Source organism: Pseudoalteromonas rhizosphaerae, assembly GCF_028885455.1.
Taxonomy (GTDB): Bacteria; Pseudomonadota; Gammaproteobacteria; order Enterobacterales; family Alteromonadaceae; genus Pseudoalteromonas; species Pseudoalteromonas rhizosphaerae.
This window is the reverse complement of sequence record NZ_CP118496.1, coordinates 243,173-261,455: the sequence shown is the minus strand read 5'-3', so window position 1 is coordinate 261,455 and position 18,283 is coordinate 243,173. Positions and strand designations below refer to the sequence as shown.

The following is an 18,283-nucleotide window of genomic DNA, read 5'->3' as shown; positions in this document are numbered from 1 at the left end:
TTACTTTGTAAAACCAAGTCCGCGAGATAAAGAGTCAATATCAGAACTAAGCTGCTGCCTACTATCCTGACTCTGTGATTGCGCAGATACATCTAAACTACCGTTCATAGATACCGGGTTAGCGGCATTTACAGCGGCACCAACCGGTCCTGTAAAAGCAGCAGCAAGTTTTCCGGCATCCACACCAGCGCTGGCCCGCATAGCAATAGCTCCAGCCACAGCATCCGTGTGAGAGGAATTTAATCCATGATCACGAGAGTAGTTCTGGGCGGCGGACAAAATACTTTTAGCCTGAGTTGAATCGGACGCTCTCAGCGTTTGTCCTAATGATTGTAGTTGTGAATAAGTCTGTTCTGAACCATGTCCAGAAAACACACTATTACTTAATTGGCTAGCGAAGCCTTTCTGGGCCTGTGCAGTAGCAGCAGAACTACTGCTAAGGGCATTACTTACAGTACTTCCTAAGTTAATACTATCAACTAACGACTCACCTCCAGAGGTCATTGTTCCAGCAATTCGGGATTGATTAAATTGTGGTTGTTGGCTCAAAACAGAACCACGGTCCACTAAGTCTGGAGACATTAGTTTTTCATTGACTGTATCACTCGCACCCACTCGTTGAGCAAGACTATTGAAGGCATATACTGAGCCAGTTACTAACATCAACGATAGGACTGGCGTTGCTGCGGCCATCATTCCACCTATCCCTATCCAACGCTCAATTTCGGCCCCAGCATAGGCAACACCTTCAAATGAGGATAAGCTCCCTGTGGTATATTTTGCGAGCGCCTGCTGCCCCATTATGTAAATGAATAGATTGATTACCGACATAATTGGCAACCAAAGTTGTACCCATATAAGCATCTGAAGATACTTACCGACCAAGAGCAAACCTTTAGACCCTAGCACCATAACAAATGCGGCTATGGGCGTAATCGCATAGGCAAACCCCTCTACCAAGGTCATAAGAGGTTGAATCGATTTTACAAATAAAGACTGTTCTGCTGCATATTGTGTATTTCGCTGGGACTCAGCTTGAGTGAGCATGATTTGTGCGTACGGATCATTCATATCACTGTAGTACTGAGCAAAGCCACGCTGTACGATAGGTTGCAGAAAATTAGCTTTTATAAAATCACCTGCGGCCACATTCGTAACCTGCAGGCGATATAAAGCGTCAGATGTAGCATTCAAAGCATCAGTGGTAGACAACAAATAGCCAAGAGCTTGTTGCGAAAGGCCTGAATTGAACGCAGTTTCAAAGGATTGGCTCAACTGAATCCAACCATCTGTACAACTGGGATCTATCGGGCCAGATGGAGACAGGAACAATCGGGTCCCATATATTTGTGAATCAAATCTGAGAGCTGTACGCCAATTCTCTGTGTTGATTTGATCCTCATTTGACTCACCTAATGAAAATTTAATTGCTGTGCATTCTGATATGTAGTTAGTCAGGCTTTTCTTCATATCAACAGCACCGCCTCCTAGGGAATCATTCCAGACAGTCCATAGCGCTGACTCCATTTCGTGATTTCTGAGCTTTGATAATAACTCTAGAGAATCCATGAACTTTGATTCGGTCACACTCGCGACGGGGCTATATGCAACCTCAAAGAGTTTTGTGAGACCAAATCCAACGCTTGAGATTATAGAACCAGCGGCGGCTGGGCCGACAGGTACGTTATCCACTACCCGCACTTGTCCGTTGTACGCGTCCTCAATAGTTACCGTAACGCCGGCTCCAAAGGAAATGGCATACACGAGCCAACAAGCAAAAACTTGATGTAAATCCCAGGATTTAGCTCCCTGGAATAACGACTGAAATGAGATGATAAGAGCGCCAATTAAAAGGCCAATACTTACCATGCGTTCAAAATCACCGGTGCCTGTAGCCATCGCCACAGCAATCATTATTTGCTCTAGAAATGCGGCATCACCGACGGAATAAATACTAAAATCCATTAGTTACTCCTTTTTCCCTGATGCTTGGACCGCAAGTAAAAGCCGCTGCTTCTTTGTGACATCAAGTAAGCTGTTGTAATACCCCATCAGATCACTTAGCTTCCCGTGCCTCACAATTAATTGGTCATACTCTTGTCTGACAACAGCCCGAGAAGCATCAAGTACATCAACAGCTTTTTGTTGATAGGCATTATCACTGTTAGCTAACGCAATAGTTGTTGCCCGGTATATCTCCTCAATAAACCTGTAGGTTATATCTAGCGCTATGATGGTCTGTGCTTGCTGAGCAAACTTCTCTGCTGTATCACTGGAAACAGCTGAAAGATTTCGGAAAAGTGAGCCAAAGCTACTGGGGAGATTTGATACAAAAGCTATCTCGGCAGAACTTAAAGCCCCAACATTGTTTGCATATTTATAAATCAATCCAGGTGAAGAATCAGAACCAAGAAGTAAATCTGACATTTGATTGCCAATACCCCTGAGCTGAACACTCTTCAGCTCAGAACCAGCAGAAATACAGTTAACCGTATCACTGTCACATGAATAAACTTTAACAGAGCCACCTGAAATGAGATCTCCAAGGGTAATTCGATTCCCCGGTAAGGTGACGATGGGATTAGTACTGTTGTTTGCTCCAGCAAGATTTGGATCATTAATTAAATCACCAATGACAACGGCACCAGTTATAGACATCATGGCTTCAAGCAGGCTGTTATCCCCGTACTGGAACCATGAACTCACACTATTCTTTTTGAGTTGCTTCCAGACAATATTACCTATCATCTCTTGGTAGGCCTGTGGCGAGTTGTCTTTCAGCGTCTTGATTGCCGTTTGTCCATCCGTTTCCTGCGTTGCAGAAAACATGTCTTCAAATAAGCCTTTGGTCGATGCTTTTGTACGAGTATCGTTCTTTAGTTTTGTGTCAAAAGCACTTAGTGAATCGTTAACAATACCCTGAGCTAACTGACAAGAATTGCCTAAATGTTGGTTCAAAGCCTGAACTTTTTTCTGAAAGTTTTCTATCCATTTGGCGCCATCAGGAAAAACATTATCCAGAGCTAGTTGAAAAGCATAGCCCTTTGCATTTGCTGCCACAGCTCGCATCAGTTGAACAATCTGATCTGCATTCACAAACGATAAAGAACCACCGAATAGATCAACGCCACCACACCCAGCTTTCCAAGATGGAGGGACAAAGCTAACTAGGTTTTCATCAAAAATACGCGCTTTGGTGGTCACACGCCCACCCGCAATAACTCCACGGCGTTGTGTCTCATGAATACCCGGTCTGGTTGTATTACTCATTTCGTTGAATAGTCTATCCATCTCGGACTGAAGCCCTTCAGCCGAGGCATGAGTGGCGACGACAGAGAAGATGATTAAACAAGAGGCAGATAGTGTTCTAATGTAAGGGGGAGAGACTCTCATACTGTTGCTCCAATAGGTTTCGTGTCACCCGAAAGCCTACCGAGCAAATGAGTACAAACCGAACTCCCAAACTGTCCAATTTGGGCAGTCCAAATAAAACTTTCACATGTGAAAGTTAATCATTGAATAATGTCGGTAACTTTGTCACGTCAGTACAAACTTATGATTTTTAAAAAGTTTTACTTAACCCTTGTTGCATTTTCACAAACCAATGGCACTCTATTTCTAAAAGAGGAGCTTTAAATGAAAATGAATATGTCAACTTCCGTAAGTTCAGCTACAGCCTTGTTCGCCGCCATTATGCTCGCAGGCTGTGCTACAACCCCAAAATCCTATAATCCAGAGATGTCCAGAGCGCTAAACTTGGCAAGAGCTGGGGGTATTTATGACCAAGATCTGAGAGACTCAGAAGATGGGTGGAACTCATATAAACAGTCTCTATTGATGAAAGCGCTAAATGTCACAAGCCTGGCCTCATCGCTTGATGCACCATTAAGAGGATTGAACGGTCAGCAAACTCTCATGTTTAACACTGCAAGCATTCTTACATCACCGGATAACCCATCCGCTAGGCCAAGTTTGATGGCATGGATGCCTGCATCAATGGCTAAATCCTCAGAAGATGCTTATAGCAACTATATAAACCTAATTGATAATGCCGTTGCGGTAGCCGCGAAATCTATGAACCTGGATTTAACTAAAATAGTGGAAAGTACAGCGCCTAAGATTGATGGAAACCCCTTAATTATGTGGGCAGTAATGGCTCCGCAATTTGGCTGTGATGGCTCAAACTGCGTAATTGCATACAACGTTACAATGCCGAATCCTTGGAAAACACCAGCCTTTGTGGGCAGTGGTAATATTGATAGCTTTAATCTGGCCGCTAATAACACAACCAAATATTCTCGATTGATTTTCACCCAGGTCAGCGACGTGAAATCATTTCCAATGGACGATTTTTACAAAAGTACGAGCCGAGCGCTGCCGGAATGGGCAGTCATGTATTTCCCGCCCAATAGTGTGTTCCAGGATGGCAAAGCTTTACCATATCCAGTTATCTATGAAAAAGGCCAGCAATTGCTATTTAGGAAGGCACAATGAGTCTGTGGCATGAAGAACTGGAACTGGCTTTGCTAAATCTGGAGGATTCAAAAGCCAGTTGTGATGTGATGACTTACGTGATCAGCAACATTCTAGCCAAATCAGACATTCCACATCAGTGCAGAGTAGGGTTTGTTGAAACAGTACATAGCAAGACACAAATCAATCCGCATTGCTGGATAGAGCTAAAGGATGGATGGGGTATAGATCTGACTTTACGCCGGTGGTTGGGTGACGAGGACCGATGGCCGCATGGAGTATTTAGGCTTTCAGACTATCCACAGGTTCAATTCCGGGGAACGCCCCTGTTTGCCCCGAAGCTAGACGATGAGGAAATTAACGCTATGTCCGATCATCTAATTGAGACAGTAAAAATACCAGTTTGTTGCTGAATTATTCAGCATTGATAACAGGGCCGTTTAATACACATATATTTATTGATCAGAGCGGTTTTGATTGTGTTTGTTGTATAAATACAAACTTCCGAACGTCACAATGGTAAAAAATGCGAGCAAACTTAACATTGCAATAGTAAAGGCATCCACGGAACTGAACCTCTCTTGTAAAACCTTATATACTTAGAGTCTAACTAAACTAGCGAGATTTACCAGTGGCAAAAACACTAGACCAGATCTTGGAGCAGGAGAAGCCAGAAATTGTAGCCGAGGCCAGACGCAAGGCATCAGAGATGCTCCGCCTCTTGGATGAGCAAACGGCCAAGCAGGATCATGAAACCGATTCAGTAGATTCCTATCACCAGATGTAGCAAAGGGCCAGACAAGCTGGCCCTTTGCTTTTCTTAGTAATTACATCACTAAGTACGGTTCATCGTTGTCGCTTTCAGCTATCGTCAAGTCAATAGTGAAAGTGATATCGATGCGCTCAACAGTCCGATTACACTCACGAGCATACTCATCCTGCAGGCTTTTAAACATCGCTTCAGCTTCATCATGAGAAGTAGCTTCTACCGTTTCAACAGCCAACTCACCTTCTTTTTCAGTGTAGTTAACCCCACGATAATACACGCGGCCACACACATCGAATTGATGGATCTCTGTTTGATTTTGTCCCAACATATTAATTCTCCAAAAGTTTAATAGCCGGGACTTAGCCCAACCGGGCAAAGTACCCGGTTGGGTTATTTAATTAGGGATTAGGCTTCAGGCATGTTGCGTATAGTGAAGGACTCACAAACACCATGCCCGTAAAGCACCGCATTTCCCTGGGGATTTTTTTCCAAAAACTTGCGCGTGGCTTTGAGAGCTGCCCTATAACCAGCATCAGAAGGCTGATACTCTCGCGTACGCTTTTTTTGGTTTGTTAGAATCAGTCGATACATTAAATCTCCCTCATCTTTGAGCTGACAATAATTTCCGGGTGGAACCTATTACAGCGCGTTCTGCAACCAGCTCACCCTCAAGCGGAGCGCATTCGACAGCATCGGAGACTCCAGGTTGATTGCTACCGGAGGTAGCTTTCAACCATTCACCACACAATGAACTGCTATTAGTTACCAATGGACTGACGACCCGTACGGGCCGCGTTTTTCTCAATGATCGATATGCAAGAATCGAAGCCTTATTTAGTAATTTGGCGACAATGTTAGCCCCGAAAGCAATGACGCCCACGGTAACAATCATGATCAAAACGAACGTAGAAAAGTACATAAACACCTCCAATTAGATGGAATTGAAGGGGTTACACCGCAGAACCGGTGAACCCCGGTTGCGGGATAAATTGATAAAATGCTGTTTGTTTTTGGCGACCAGCTATCGCTCATATTCAGCACGGGGCTGAAGTTGATTCAAATTTAACAGCTCATTTCTAAATCGACACGCGCTGTATTGGCCCTTTTTGGGCACAATTAAACAATACAGCGAACAGAAGGTCTGATTAAGGAATATGACATAGGCATAGATGGCTTTTAATCAGCAGAGCCGGTGTTTTTTGGACGTGGAGGCTCTCCGGGACGGTTAAGCAATTCCCACAAGAGTCGGAACGCATAAAAATGATCCCGTAATGTCGTTGTACTCAATCCTTGGTGCCTAGTGTAATACCGGTGGATATGAGCTCTTCCAATTTGCGATGGTGCGTTGACTCCTTTTTCATTGGCGGCAATATCGTTTAGAGCCGCAATTAGCCTTTTTACCATAGCTCGCCGAGCCGTCTTCCCTCCATGTCGCACATAAACATGGCTTCTTTCTCTTACCCATTTTTCCATCAATTACCCCAAATAACTATTTGTCACATCGATGCGACCGTGACCCAATTCCAAAGCCACTTCAGATCTGATTTCTTTGTCCAGCATTTTGGCGTGAGCTATTGATACTCCAAGTTCTTTGGCTAAATATTCATAGTGCTCTCGCCCATGTTTAACACCTGCTTTTACCGGGCAATCAGCACGCATCAAAGTTTTGTAGCGCGTTTGAGCGTAGTGGTGCCGTTCGCCGTGGAAGTTCACCGGATGGCGGCCGATCTCCCGGTAGGCTTCTTGCCGAAACTCACGATAACTCTTCTCGGCGGAGATCATGCTGCGGCCATCCTGTATGGCGGCGGCTCGCTGGAGTGCCGTAATTTGAGCATCACTGGTGATCGGAACAGTGCGCGCCCGGCCACCCTTGGTGCCATCTTTTATGCTCACGGAGCCAGTTTTCTCGGCCTCTCTTAGTGCTCTGGCTGCATCCAGCTTGGCCGATTCCTCGAACCGCAGACCGAAATTACGCTGTAGTTCCAGCAAAGCCCCAAGGCGCTCGGAGGCTGCCCCCATTGCGGCATTATGGGAAGCTTCCGAAACACTTCGGTCGCCAGTGGCGATACCTGAGCGCTTTGGAAGTCCCCCCTCGGAGACAGGATCTACACGTACCTGTCGGTCGCCACGCGCAATCTCCATCACCCGATTCACTGCGCTCAGGTAGTTCTGCGCCGTGGATGGCGCAATTTCTCCCCGCTCGTAGCGATCATTAAGGTGCGCCGCATAAGCGACCAAATGAGCCTTTTCTATATCCCGCATGTCCTTTATGCCCTGTTCGGACTTAATCCAAGCGCTAAAAACGCTCCATCGGTCATGAATAGTGGCTATGGACTGAAAACTCTTCATCCCCTCCTTGAGAGCGTTCAGGGCTGCCTTGTTTATATCTCGACTACGAAGGCCAAAATTCCGTGAATCCGGATTAGTCCGCTCTGAACGCATTGTTCCCCCTAACTCTGTTAATCAAAATTGTTACTTTGTTGGCCCGTCCGTATCCGGTGGTAAGTGAAACGCAGTTTTTTAATTAGCTCTGCATGCTAAGGCCAACGCTGGGATCTTGCCCAAACACAGGACAGTTAAACCCGATGTCCACGGTCATTAATTACGAACTGTACTGCTATGGAGCGAACTGCTCATTCCATTGGCTGGTCTGTTCCGACGGAACAAACTGCCAGCAGATCCAGCTGGTACTGTCGTGTCATTCTTTGGAAAGGAAAGCGCGAAGCGCGCCAACCGCCGAAGGCGGTATAATTCGCGCACATTCGTGCGCGGTGCGAAAGCCTAGAGCCCTTGAGGCTCAAGGCTTCCGTCGGGGGCTCTACCCCCGTCTCTGTTCACGCCTACGGCGACAGAGACGGGGTGGAGCATCGAGCAAGTTGGGTATTCCAACACTCGTCCTGATGTTGAGGGTGGTCCTCTTTGGTTTGGCTGCTCGGAATCGAGTACCAAGGACACGACATTGCTTTGAGCAAAATCGCGGTATGGAAGCCTGTTAACTTGTGCAATACACAAGCACAGGCAGCAGCATAACGCTGCAAGCATAATGATGATAAACATCTGATTTTCCTCCGGGGAGATTGTTATAGACGGAGGAATGCCCATAGGGGGCAGTCCCCCTGAGGGTTAAGAAATGAAGGCAATCGCCTTAGTTTTGCAGAATGCTGTTTGAAGGCCAGCTACCAAAAACACTTTATATATTAATCAAACAGATAGAGGCGTCAAGTACATCGTAAAGTTGCTTTTGGGTTGCTTTTCAGTGCTTGTCTTTGGGGTGCGGTTTGTTCGTTGGGCTCGAATTTAACTCAACGGTCGCTTTTAGGTGGCTTTTCGGTAATGCTTAGAGCGATGACCAAATATTTAGCATCAATAGATTGCTTTTCGATGGGGTTTTAGTAGGTATATCAGATGTCAGTAAACTTTGAATTAGATGAATTGGAAAGTAGAGCAAAAATAATTGTTGAAGATTTCAGCGGTATTTTTTCTCCATACGACGCTTTTTATATACATTCGATAATTTATTCAGCTAGCCGATGTTTGGAAGCTTTTGAACACTACGAATTTGCAAAGGAAAAACAGGCTGATTCAGACTACTTAATTAGCTTGGTACAAGAGGCAATAGGGCATGCGGCGGCTTTATCTCGATACTTCTGGCCGGTTTGGTATCCGGGCAAGCTAAACAAAACCCATCCCTATCAAGCAGCTCTGAGAAAAAAACGAGGCGAAAAGTTAATATCTGCTTTTGGTATGGAAGAAGACTCACCTATTCATAACAGGGATCTGCGGAACGCCTGGGAACATTTTGATGAAAACTTAGACGACTACCTTCTGAAAAATGATGCTGGACATTTTTTTCCTGACTCAGCAATTGGCAATCATACTCTTGCTGACGAACCGGCCTATCACTTGTTTAAACTTCTGGACCCAGAAGCAGAATGCCTTGTCCTAATGGGGAAAAAGTACTTTTTTGGTCCAATAAAATCTGAGGTCGCAAGAATTTATGATAGGGCCAATTACCTACAGCAAAATGGATATAACTTGAAACCGTTATAGACCCCTGAGCTATAGAGCAATCATAAAGCTGGCTTACCAAACCAGCTTTATGATTATTATGTCCTATAAAAGCTCTGACAAGATTATAGAACTGCCATCTCTTAGCTCAATTAAATTATCTGGTTCAGAACAAAACCACGCATAAGTTCCCCACGCGAGTTCTGACATTGCTTTTTTGAATGGAGCGGCTGAACGATCTTGAAATGCAGTTACAAAAGCAAGATTCTGGGCAGAGAAGCCAGCTTCAATAGCTATCTCAGTTAGCTTCTGTTTACGCATAGAGTTAATTGGACCATCTGAAGCAACAATTTCAATAAAAACAAATAACATGTCACTACCGTCAGTCTTGGTCCCAAGATCAACTAAAATAACGTCAGGTAACGTTTTTGAAGGGTCAATTTTGAGCTTTAACCTACTCGCAAGATCAATACCAACCTTTTCCCCTGACTGAGACAACCATAATACGGCTGGCGTCTTTAAAAACTTCCGAGCGAATTGTTCGATCACCGCCTTACCTATTACGCCTGACGGACCAGACTCAAGCATTACTAACCCAGAATTAGGTAATGTCGCGGTTATCTGATCTGATGCTGCGGCAGTGGCATGCGCACCAAGTAATCGAATTCGACTTAAAGCGGCAGCATTAAGGTGAGAGTTCTGCCAGCTACGAATTAAAGCCTCTAAATCATCCCCAATTAAATCTACATTGAACAGAGCTGCAAATGCTTTTGACATTGCGTATTTAGGAAGAGGAGTTGTCACAGGCAAACCAGTGCGTTCAATAACGGCACCAAGGGCTATAAACCCATATCGAATAGTTTCATCTCTGACAGGTTCTCGAGAATTTGGAGCATACCAGGTCGTAACAGGCCTATCTTTCTTACTAGATAGCGCCTGCTTAACCCAAGACTGACGCTCCTCGTCCGTCAAGAGAGCAGCCTGGACATCAGACATGTCGGTTACTTGGCTTGGCCGAATCCAACGATCAGCACCCTCGACAGCTCCTGCGTAGAACATAACATAGAGAGTTCTTGCAGCCATTTCTCGGATGACATAATTACGATTTTCTGTCCCTTCAGGGAATATTAGAGGTAAGCGTTCAGCAATCACCTCCAGACTTGGTACATGTGGCCAGCTCAAGTTTGCTCTCTCCATACAATCCTGCGATACACTTCTCGATGGAGAGTCTATCAGAACCTGCTGCAATGATCTTCTCCAGCTTTTTCATATCATCCAAGCTCGGTAAAGGCACGGCCATAAGCTCATAAGCAGAAACAGCTACACTACCGCTTATGCAACGGTATATACGGTCAAAGACCTGAGAATTAAGTAATCCGTTGATAGTTTCTACGCTCAATTCCCGTATAAGTGTATCTGCGTAAACGATATTTAAATGATTTTCTACAACGACACCACCATATCGATCAATAAAGTCTTGTGGTATGACAGCACCGAGAACTCTTCGATTTTGTTCTTTAGATGTGGTTCGCTGCACCAAAACACATGAATCAGTAGTTACAAGATGTCGCTGGTTTTTTTCAATTTGAATATAAGGCACATGGTTTCTCTTCACCGAAGAGAATTTAAAGCCATTTGAAGTTACCGATTCAGCCCAAACAAGAGGTAGTGTCCCTTTTGTTTTTTCAGTACGTAACTGGCTTTTATGTCTATTCCAAACAAGTTTCCCAGTCGAAACAACGTAGCCCAGATCAGGGAGACGGGTCTTCATCTTCTTGAGTCGATTTAACAATGCAGCGTCTTCAGCTACTCTAGGGATTAGCCACGGACCATCACCTTTAATAATTGATACCTTTCCAATAGGCTCTACTCTTGCTTCGTTAAGCCCCTCCGGTACTAACAATGAAACCTTTGCTGGTGTTTTTCTTGCTGACTTTTTGAATGTTGCAAGAAGAGTTTCTTGTAAAACATCGTCAAAAACACCCTCTCTATTTGATATAAAATCAAAAGCTCGTGGCGCAGATTCATCAATTAACAGCTCACGTAATGCCTTGAAATATTGCCCACCCAAAAATGATGTAGGTGTTAAGTAAGCTATTACCCCTTCAGGCTTGGCGAGTCTTAAAGCGAGGTCGGTGAAAAGACCATATAAATTGGCATGACCAAACAGTGAGCGACTAAACTTCTCTCTAACTTCTGTATCAAGAGAAACTTTACCGTATGGAGGATTGCCTATTACAAGATCAAAATCTACAGGTGACTGGTACGTTAGAGCGTTACAAATACTGATAACGCTTTTTGCAAGCCGCCTTCTGGCAATAATGCAATGTTCTATTAATACACACTCTAATAAGACATGCGTCATCCAGGCAGCAAATGGATCTATCTCAACCCCCTTGAGCCTCTTGCCTATTTGCGCAAGCTTCCATTCACTTGAAGCATGTTTGGAACGTTGGAGCATTCGCATAGCGACTGGCGCAAGGAAAGCACCTCCGCCGCATGCAGGATCAATTACCGACGCGGTACTGAAATCAACGCCTGCTTCTTCAGCCAAATCAAGAAGCCTAGATACCAAAGGTGGCGGAGTGTAATAAGCTCCTAAATCAGATCGATAAGCAGTAGGCAACATGGCTGTATATATTGATCCGATAAGATAGCCCGCATCAATATCAGGGAATTGTGCGATCACTTTACCGGTATTTTTAGCAACATCCTCTGCATCGAGAGTAATTTCGGCCAATTCAGAATCAGTTGGGATTGAAAAAATTTTAAGCTTGCTATTGTGCCTAGCGTTAATTTCGTCCCAATAAGATTTTATTAAAGCTGCGCAATAAGACCTGGCGATTTTAAGTCGATACTGGTCATCTATGACAGAGTTAGCATAACCACGAGCCATACCTTTACAGGCCTCATAACGAACAAGAGGCTCTGCTGACTCACTTAAAAGATCCTGAAAGTGGAAAGCGTTCATATACTTGCCCCCTCACGGTCAGGTTTTATGACCCCGACACTGTTATAAATTGTTGTTCTAGATACACCAAATCGTTTAGCTACATCGGAAACGGGTATGCTTGGATCTTTTAGTAATACCTTAATCTCTCGAATATCCTTTGGTGCGAGCTTCGGCTTTCTGCCACCTTTACGTCCCCGAGCCCTAGCAGCATCGAGTCCAGCTTTAGTCCGTTCACTAATTAAATTACGCTCAAACTCAGCTAAAGCTGCAAATACATGAAAAATCAACTTTCCAGAAGCACTATTGGTTTCAATCTGCTCTTGTAAGCTCAGGAATCCAACTCCCCGTTCATCAATCAAATTAGTCACGACTTTAACCAAATCACCCAGGCTGCGACCGAGTCTATCGAGCCTCCAAACAACTAACGTATCACCTGGCCTGAGAGCCTTTAGACAGTTATCTAGTTCTGGCCGGGCAGTACTTTTACCGCTGGCTTTGTCCTCATAAATGATTTCACAACCGGCAGCAACCAACGCATCCCGCTGGAGATGCAGGTTCTGGTCATCAGTTGATACTCTGGCATAGCCGATTCTTTGATTCATGCACGTTTTATTTACATAGTTTTTTATACGAGTATTTTAACAGATTATTGATTAAAAAACCAATCCATAGGTAAGTGTTCTAACTGTTCAATAAACGGTGGTTTGTTGAACAAAAATAAAAGATCTGCTCATTTTCTAAGAAAACTTGATCTATGAAATAAATCATATATAGTTCTATATATGGTTAGGCCTATGGAGGTATTAAGATGCCAGTCACAATAAGTATTTCAGATGACGTGTTCCGCAGATTGGAGGGGTTGGCTGTCGGGTTCGACACGCCAGAGAGAGTTATCGAGCGATTGCTCGATTTGGTTGAGGAGAGCGGATCTAAGTCCAGCGAAAGCAAACCGTCCCTAACTTTTGTTCCTGATGAAGCAGCTTTCAAAAATGAGCTGATAGCTCGCAAGAAAGCACAGGTCGTTCTTCATTTGAAAAACGGTGAACGAGATGTCATTCATTGGAATGCGTCTAGATTTCAACCCAGTTCAAATCTTCGAGCTAATTTGTGGTCTGGGATTCTGAGAAACTGGAAGGATAAAGGGATCACCTCTGCGGAACTTTCGGTTCTACCTCGGGGCCACAACCATCCTGACGACAACACAGATCTATTGATAGCTATTGCCGGAGAAGTTCACTGGACGCTCGAAGAGGTAGAGCAGTACTTCGTTGATTACGACCTGGTTAGCAGTGATGACGGCCATCCTTACTACTACCTTGCGACGTTCAGTGATGAGACACCTGACGAGCTGAAGCAAATTGCCGGGCTGAACAGCTCAAATCAACTTCACTTGGGTCTGAACATAGTTCCGGATGAAGATCAGGGAGAGTTCGAGTAAAGTAATAGCTTCAGATAATCAATACGTTATGTGTGTAGATGCTGGCAAATCTTGATCCGCATTTGCTCCAAAAGCCATATAATTGATTGATTTATAAAAATTAATTACTTTCTGTATCGGTAAATAACAAGGTAAACCAAAGGAAAAAACATCCAACGAAAGTTAAAATACCAATATATTAATAAATTTAATAACTTATCAATCTTTCAATAGTTTCCTTTAGTTACATAATATGGGTCTTGAACGGCCCACCTACTTCTTTGATCTGGGCCACTATTGGTCCGCTAAAGAAGAAGTTATTATAGATCGAAAGCGAAAAGAGGCGATGACCACCCTACCAAGTCTATTTCAATAAAGGATATTAGATTGGAAAACGGGAAAAATATAATAAAAACAGATAAATATAAATTTATTTACCTTCCCTCTTTCCCGCCTTTATTTGAAAAGCCAGTTGTATCCAGGAGGTATGAAAGCGTCGAGTGCTTGCCACTCAGAGCGCCGCATACCTCTTGGATAACCTTCACTACCCAGAGAAAAGCCAGTCAAGGTAGAAATCGCCCGAAGGGTTGCGTAGCAAGGGGGCCCCGCTTGCGGGGTTCCGATTTATGGCTTTACAGGGTTTGAAAGGAGTGGTTTCGGGTTAAATGTTTAATATTCTAATTTCAATTTTAAGAATTGCTTCTTAGAGGTTGAGTGATATCCTAACGATAGTAAATATATTTGTTTTAGTAAACAGTTGACAAGTGCCACCTCGCGAAGCTTATGGGCGAGATAAACAAGTCAATTGCTGGTGTTACCAAAGAAACAGTGTTGAAATTCTATTACTCTGCTTTACGTAGTAATGCGCAACAATTAGATCTTAAGACAATAGATAAACTCTGCAATTTGTTCAATTGTGAGATACGTGAACTAATTAGCAAACATCACATGATGCCCAAAAAGGACAGTGGCGGTAAATGACCCAGTTACAACTAGAGTGCCTCATTGATTTTCATTTTTTTCAAACATATATGTGATTTGTATATCGAAAAGTTTCAGGTAAAAATAGAACAAGTGAGTGATGAAGAACTGCTAAATATGAAATGTTTCATCGAATTTTGATACATGGAAGCAATTATTTCCGTCATGGTTTAATCGAATCAAAGATGAAGCAAGTTACTCAAAGAAGTCTTCTGTGATATAGAGGAAGAAAAAACGTAACAACACTAAATATTAGTGGCTCTGACTAAATTTGGTATATGTAAGACAATGAGCTGTTCGCCAAGGCGTAAGGCTATGTTGAGGAACGTTATTGATGAATGACATAAGTAAAAATGAAATTATTGAATCAGATGAAGACACCTTTGAAGACTATACAAGTGCCGACGGTGGTATTTACCCATACTCAGAGAATGTAGACTTATCAAAAATAGAGATTAATTTACGAGAAGATAAAATATCTGTATTTGAAATTATCCGATGGACAAATAAGGGGAAGTTTGTTTTAGACCCTGAGTTTCAAAGAAGCCCTAATGCGTGGGATGAAATAAAGAAATCTATGTTTATTGAGTCTTTGATTTTGAACCTGCCATTACCACATTTTTACTTTAATAAAGATTCTTCAGGTCGGTTAGTTGTAATTGATGGTCTTCAAAGATTAACAGCGGTGCTCGACTTTCATAATGATGATTTTTGTTTGGTGGGGTTAAAAGCCCTTCCATGGCTTAACGGACTTAGTAAGTCAAAATTAGAAAAAAAGTATAATGAAGTATGGTCGAAGATTGAAGATAAAAACATACCCTATTATTCAATAATGCCATCAGTTCCTATGGCTGTAACGTACGATATATTTAGGCGAATAAATACCGGTGGAACCAAACTAGAGCGTCAAGAAATAAGGAACTGTATATATTTAGGAAGATCAACAAAGTTATTGAAGAAAATGTCAGAACTTGAAGAGTTTTCTTATATTACAGATTCAGGGATTTCTCCAAAAAGAATGAAGGATCGTGAAGCTGTTTTAAGGTGTATAGCTTTTTCCGATGACAAATATCTCAGAGACTATAAAGGTGATTTAGATGATTTTCTTGGAGAGGTTATGAAGAAAATAAACCTTATGGACGATAATGAAATTTGTCAGTTAGAAGAGAGCTTTATAGCTAACCTTAAAAAAGTTAAGAATGTTTTTGGGAAGAATGCATTTAGAATCATGAACGAGGAAACAAGAGGAAGAATTAATTTAGCAGTTATGGAAAGTATATACAGTGCATTTACCAGCATCAGCGCACAACATGTTCATGAAAGTAAAGAAAGACTGCTCAATAAATATCAAGAGCTTATTTTAAATAATGAGTATCTAAACTCAGTTAAAACCTCAACGAACCAAGTAAAAAAAGTAACTACAAGACTGAACCTTGCCTCTGAATATCTTGGAAGTGATTTATGTTAACTGAAATTAAAGTCGAAAATTTTAAGTGTTTCAAAGATGAGACTATATTCCCTATTGAAAAGCTGACATTACTAACTGGTGTAAATGGCAAAGGTAAGTCAACCACTATCCAAAGTTTACTCCTACCTTCGCAAAGTGTCCTAGAAAATAAAAACTCTAACATTCTGGTACTTAATAGCGATTGGGTAAAACTTGGTTCTTTCGATGATGTAAAATCTACAGGTAGTGCTGCTCGTTCGGAGATAGGGCTATCTTATTGTTTTGAGAACACAGAAAGAAACAAGTACTTAACACTAAATATGAAATTTTCTAGAAAGTATATTGATGATGATGAAGATGTTGAGGACGAAGGTAATCTACTATTGAAGAGCGTAGAGATTGAGTCAAATGAGGAAGGGGAGTTTCAATCTGATAGCCTTGACATAATCAGGGGGCTGGATGAATCCATTTTGAACAGTGTGAAAAGCTATTTAGTTGACTTTTCAAGAGTCAGTTTTATCTCTGCTGAGCGAATCGGCCCAAGATCATTTCATGAATCTGCATCAAATAGAACATTTGGTGTGGGTAAGTTTGGTGAACACACAGCTTCAGAGATATACCGAAACAGAGAAAAGGATGTGCGACAAGAGTTGATTCATTCTTCAGGTGAAACACCTAAATTACCGGATCAGATTTCAGCTTGGGTATCTTATATTTTCAATTCGGGAACTGTAAGTGTTACTTCAATTAGCGAATCTCTAAAAAGAATGTTGATTAGCCCTGATGGAAGCGCTAATAATTATAAACCAGAAAATGTTGGATATGGATTTAGTTACTGCCTTCCAATTATTGTTGCCGGTTTAGTTGCCAAGGAAGGAGATGTAATTATTATTGAGAACCCAGAAGCACATCTTCATCCGAGTGCACAAAACAGAATTACTAATTTCCTATGTAAAGTTGCAGCATCTAATGTAACGACAATCATCGAAACACACAGCCCAAGCATTTTAAACGGAGTTAGGTTAGCAGTTAAAGAAAGTGTGTTACATAACGAAGACACTTCTATTTTATTTTTTGGGGAAAGCTCTAAAGAACCTTTATCAAGAGTCGTCATAGAGAAAGATGGATTAATAAGCCATTGGCCGAAAGGTTTTTTCGACCAAGAGGAAATCGATTTGGATAGATTGCATGATTTATGACGTAAATATCTATATTGATGAAAACTCCATCGGCAAAACAGCCACGAAACATGATTTTTTGGAAGTAATTATTAACCTTTTAAAACTATCCTCAGCTTTTAAGGCAGATATAAATGGAATTTCAGTACAGTTTGTTTTATGGAAGTGCGTTGATTTAGAAGTCAAGATGCTTTGCATTGATGAAACCGACATTTCTTTTTTATCTGCCGTAAATCAGATACTTGGAACGGACATTAAACGTCATTTTAAGAATGTCTTTTACGATAAATTAAGTAAAGTTTGGAATAACGAGCAAGTCCATTGTGGAGATACTTTGTACGAGCTGACTAGTGGAGAATGTGTCACAGGAGGGACATTCGCAGAGTGTGCCGAATTAACTATTTCTAGCAACAAGCACCCCATTGCTTTTGTCAACAATAACGTGATCCATGGAGCTTCAGCAACAGTAATTAAAGGTTGGGAAGAGGAAATAAGGCAGAGTATTGATGTTGAGTTAGCTGATATTGAAGTAGAACCTAGAGTTTGGTTAGCTCAAAAGTATAATGTGGATGATTATCACTATGATCCAACGTCCGATTCCCCTCCAACTGATGCTCAAAGCTATCTTCGCGATAGTAGCAAATATATCAAAACAAAATTCATCAACCAAGGAAGAATTGTTTACTCTTATCCCTTGAAAAGAACCTTTCACGTCATCGATAATCTTCATCACGGACAAAGAGCACATATCGAGGTATGGGATCGTTTTGGTAAGCATTTAGGTGAAGATGATTTAGATGGAAACCGAGTCGCAGATGCGGATAGTTCTAAAAATAACCCGGCATGGTTAAGGTAAGATTTCAATTGAAGAACGATATTTCGGCTTTATTTTACCAGTGCTAGTTAAGAATCAATCTGTCAGTTACCCATTTTTAGCGGTGTTTGTTATTTTAGATTTGAATTAAGTTATTCTAAGTCCATATCAATTTCTCAATATTAATATTTCAATATGGAGTTGTGTTACACACGCTTTTACCTAATTATTCTACACAACCCA

At 42.2% G+C, this 18,283-nt stretch carries 15 protein-coding genes; 8 read left to right on the top strand and 7 right to left on the bottom strand.

The annotated features are described in order from the left end of the window. Together PVK79_RS01230 and PVK79_RS01225 are read right to left on the bottom strand one after the other, a co-directional pair. The gene (locus tag PVK79_RS01230) at positions 1-1,965 is read right to left on the bottom strand and encodes a conjugal transfer protein TraG N-terminal domain-containing protein (RefSeq protein WP_274804015.1); all 1,965 of its coding nucleotides are present in this window, start codon (positions 1,963-1,965) and stop codon (positions 1-3) included. A 3-nt stretch (positions 1,966-1,968) separates the two neighbouring features. Continuing rightward, on the bottom strand, positions 1,969-3,393 hold the full coding sequence (locus tag PVK79_RS01225) for a conjugal transfer protein TraH (RefSeq protein WP_257325162.1): 1,425 nt from the start codon (positions 3,391-3,393) through the stop codon (positions 1,969-1,971). A gap of 243 nt (positions 3,394-3,636) precedes the next feature. On the opposite strand from PVK79_RS01225, the gene PVK79_RS01220 reads away from it, so the two are divergent. After that, a complete protein-coding gene (locus PVK79_RS01220; RefSeq protein ID WP_010836075.1) occupies positions 3,637-4,494 on the top strand; it encodes a hypothetical protein in 858 nt (285 codons plus the stop codon). Beyond that, the gene (locus PVK79_RS01215) at positions 4,491-4,886 is read left to right on the top strand and encodes a hypothetical protein (protein ID WP_257325161.1); all 396 of its coding nucleotides are present in this window, start codon (positions 4,491-4,493) and stop codon (positions 4,884-4,886) included. Before PVK79_RS01220 ends, PVK79_RS01215 begins: the two co-directional genes overlap by 4 nt. Before the next feature lie 414 nt (positions 4,887-5,300). Here the strand turns inward: PVK79_RS01215 and PVK79_RS01210 are convergent, their stop codons facing one another. Further along, complete coding sequence (locus tag PVK79_RS01210) at positions 5,301-5,570, bottom strand: hypothetical protein (RefSeq protein ID WP_011791300.1); 270 nt, start codon at positions 5,568-5,570, stop codon at positions 5,301-5,303. A 1,148-nt stretch (positions 5,571-6,718) separates the two neighbouring features. Beyond that, the gene (locus PVK79_RS01205; protein ID WP_274804014.1) at positions 6,719-7,591 is read right to left on the bottom strand and encodes an integrase domain-containing protein; all 873 of its coding nucleotides are present in this window, start codon (positions 7,589-7,591) and stop codon (positions 6,719-6,721) included. Positions 7,592-8,647: 1,056 nt separating this feature from the next. On the opposite strand from PVK79_RS01205, the gene PVK79_RS01200 reads away from it, so the two are divergent. Continuing rightward, on the top strand, positions 8,648-9,292 hold the full coding sequence (locus PVK79_RS01200) for a hypothetical protein (protein ID WP_173248478.1): 645 nt from the start codon (positions 8,648-8,650) through the stop codon (positions 9,290-9,292). Between the two features lie 63 nt (positions 9,293-9,355). Here the strand turns inward: PVK79_RS01200 and PVK79_RS01195 are convergent, their stop codons facing one another. From PVK79_RS01195 to PVK79_RS01185, 3 genes are read right to left on the bottom strand one after another with little or no spacing between them, the layout of a single operon-like run. Further along, on the bottom strand, positions 9,356-10,432 hold the full coding sequence (locus PVK79_RS01195) for a BsuBI/PstI family type II restriction endonuclease (protein WP_002015199.1): 1,077 nt from the start codon (positions 10,430-10,432) through the stop codon (positions 9,356-9,358). Further along, positions 10,392-12,221, bottom strand: coding sequence for an HsdM family class I SAM-dependent methyltransferase (locus tag PVK79_RS01190; protein ID WP_257325159.1), 1,830 nt, complete (start codon positions 12,219-12,221; stop codon positions 10,392-10,394). The genes PVK79_RS01195 and PVK79_RS01190 overlap by 41 nt, the downstream gene beginning before the upstream one ends. Then, the gene (locus tag PVK79_RS01185; RefSeq protein ID WP_011791296.1) at positions 12,218-12,805 is read right to left on the bottom strand and encodes a recombinase family protein; all 588 of its coding nucleotides are present in this window, start codon (positions 12,803-12,805) and stop codon (positions 12,218-12,220) included. The genes PVK79_RS01190 and PVK79_RS01185 overlap by 4 nt, the downstream gene beginning before the upstream one ends. Positions 12,806-13,011: 206 nt before the next feature. Between PVK79_RS01185 and PVK79_RS01180 the strand changes: the two genes are divergently transcribed. From PVK79_RS01180 to PVK79_RS01165, 5 genes are all read left to right on the top strand, one after another. Beyond that, a complete protein-coding gene (locus PVK79_RS01180) occupies positions 13,012-13,641 on the top strand; it encodes a hypothetical protein (protein WP_257325158.1) in 630 nt (209 codons plus the stop codon). Between the two features lie 762 nt (positions 13,642-14,403). Then, positions 14,404-14,601: a helix-turn-helix domain-containing protein gene (locus PVK79_RS23510; protein WP_425607873.1), complete on the top strand. Its 198-nt coding sequence runs from the start codon at positions 14,404-14,406 to the stop codon at positions 14,599-14,601. 334 nt (positions 14,602-14,935) lie between these two features. After that, positions 14,936-16,069: a DUF262 domain-containing protein gene (locus PVK79_RS01175; RefSeq protein WP_257325157.1), complete on the top strand. Its 1,134-nt coding sequence runs from the start codon at positions 14,936-14,938 to the stop codon at positions 16,067-16,069. Beyond that, on the top strand, positions 16,063-17,247 hold the full coding sequence (locus tag PVK79_RS01170; protein ID WP_257325156.1) for an AAA family ATPase: 1,185 nt from the start codon (positions 16,063-16,065) through the stop codon (positions 17,245-17,247). Before PVK79_RS01175 ends, PVK79_RS01170 begins: the two co-directional genes overlap by 7 nt. Further along, positions 17,237-18,082 (top strand): hypothetical protein, encoded by an 846-nt coding sequence (locus tag PVK79_RS01165; protein WP_257325155.1) that lies wholly within the window; start codon positions 17,237-17,239, stop codon positions 18,080-18,082. Before PVK79_RS01170 ends, PVK79_RS01165 begins: the two co-directional genes overlap by 11 nt. Positions 18,083-18,283 lie beyond the last annotated feature (201 nt).

Bases quoted from the DNA above. Each gene is read 5' to 3' on its own strand.
- PVK79_RS01180 (WP_257325158.1), top strand. From the start codon at position 13,012: ATGCCAGTCACAATAAGTATTTCAGATGACGTGTTCCGCAGATTGGAG.
- PVK79_RS01205 (WP_274804014.1), bottom strand. From the start codon at position 7,591: ATGAAGAGTTTTCAGTCCATAGCCACTATTCATGACCGATGGAGCGTT.
- PVK79_RS01210 (WP_011791300.1), bottom strand. From the start codon at position 5,570: ATGTTGGGACAAAATCAAACAGAGATCCATCAATTCGATGTGTGTGGC.
- PVK79_RS01175 (WP_257325157.1), top strand. From the start codon at position 14,936: ATGAATGACATAAGTAAAAATGAAATTATTGAATCAGATGAAGACACC.
- PVK79_RS01215 (WP_257325161.1), top strand. From the start codon at position 4,491: ATGAGTCTGTGGCATGAAGAACTGGAACTGGCTTTGCTAAATCTGGAG.
- PVK79_RS01200 (WP_173248478.1), top strand. From the start codon at position 8,648: ATGTCAGTAAACTTTGAATTAGATGAATTGGAAAGTAGAGCAAAAATA.
- PVK79_RS01230 (WP_274804015.1), bottom strand. From the start codon at position 1,965: ATGGATTTTAGTATTTATTCCGTCGGTGATGCCGCATTTCTAGAGCAA.
- PVK79_RS23510 (WP_425607873.1), top strand. From the start codon at position 14,404: ATGGGCGAGATAAACAAGTCAATTGCTGGTGTTACCAAAGAAACAGTG.
- PVK79_RS01190 (WP_257325159.1), bottom strand. From the start codon at position 12,221: ATGAACGCTTTCCACTTTCAGGATCTTTTAAGTGAGTCAGCAGAGCCT.
- PVK79_RS01165 (WP_257325155.1), top strand. From the start codon at position 17,237: ATGATTTATGACGTAAATATCTATATTGATGAAAACTCCATCGGCAAA.
- PVK79_RS01185 (WP_011791296.1), bottom strand. From the start codon at position 12,805: ATGAATCAAAGAATCGGCTATGCCAGAGTATCAACTGATGACCAGAAC.
- PVK79_RS01170 (WP_257325156.1), top strand. From the start codon at position 16,063: ATGTTAACTGAAATTAAAGTCGAAAATTTTAAGTGTTTCAAAGATGAG.
- PVK79_RS01225 (WP_257325162.1), bottom strand. From the start codon at position 3,393: ATGAGAGTCTCTCCCCCTTACATTAGAACACTATCTGCCTCTTGTTTA.
- PVK79_RS01220 (WP_010836075.1), top strand. From the start codon at position 3,637: ATGAAAATGAATATGTCAACTTCCGTAAGTTCAGCTACAGCCTTGTTC.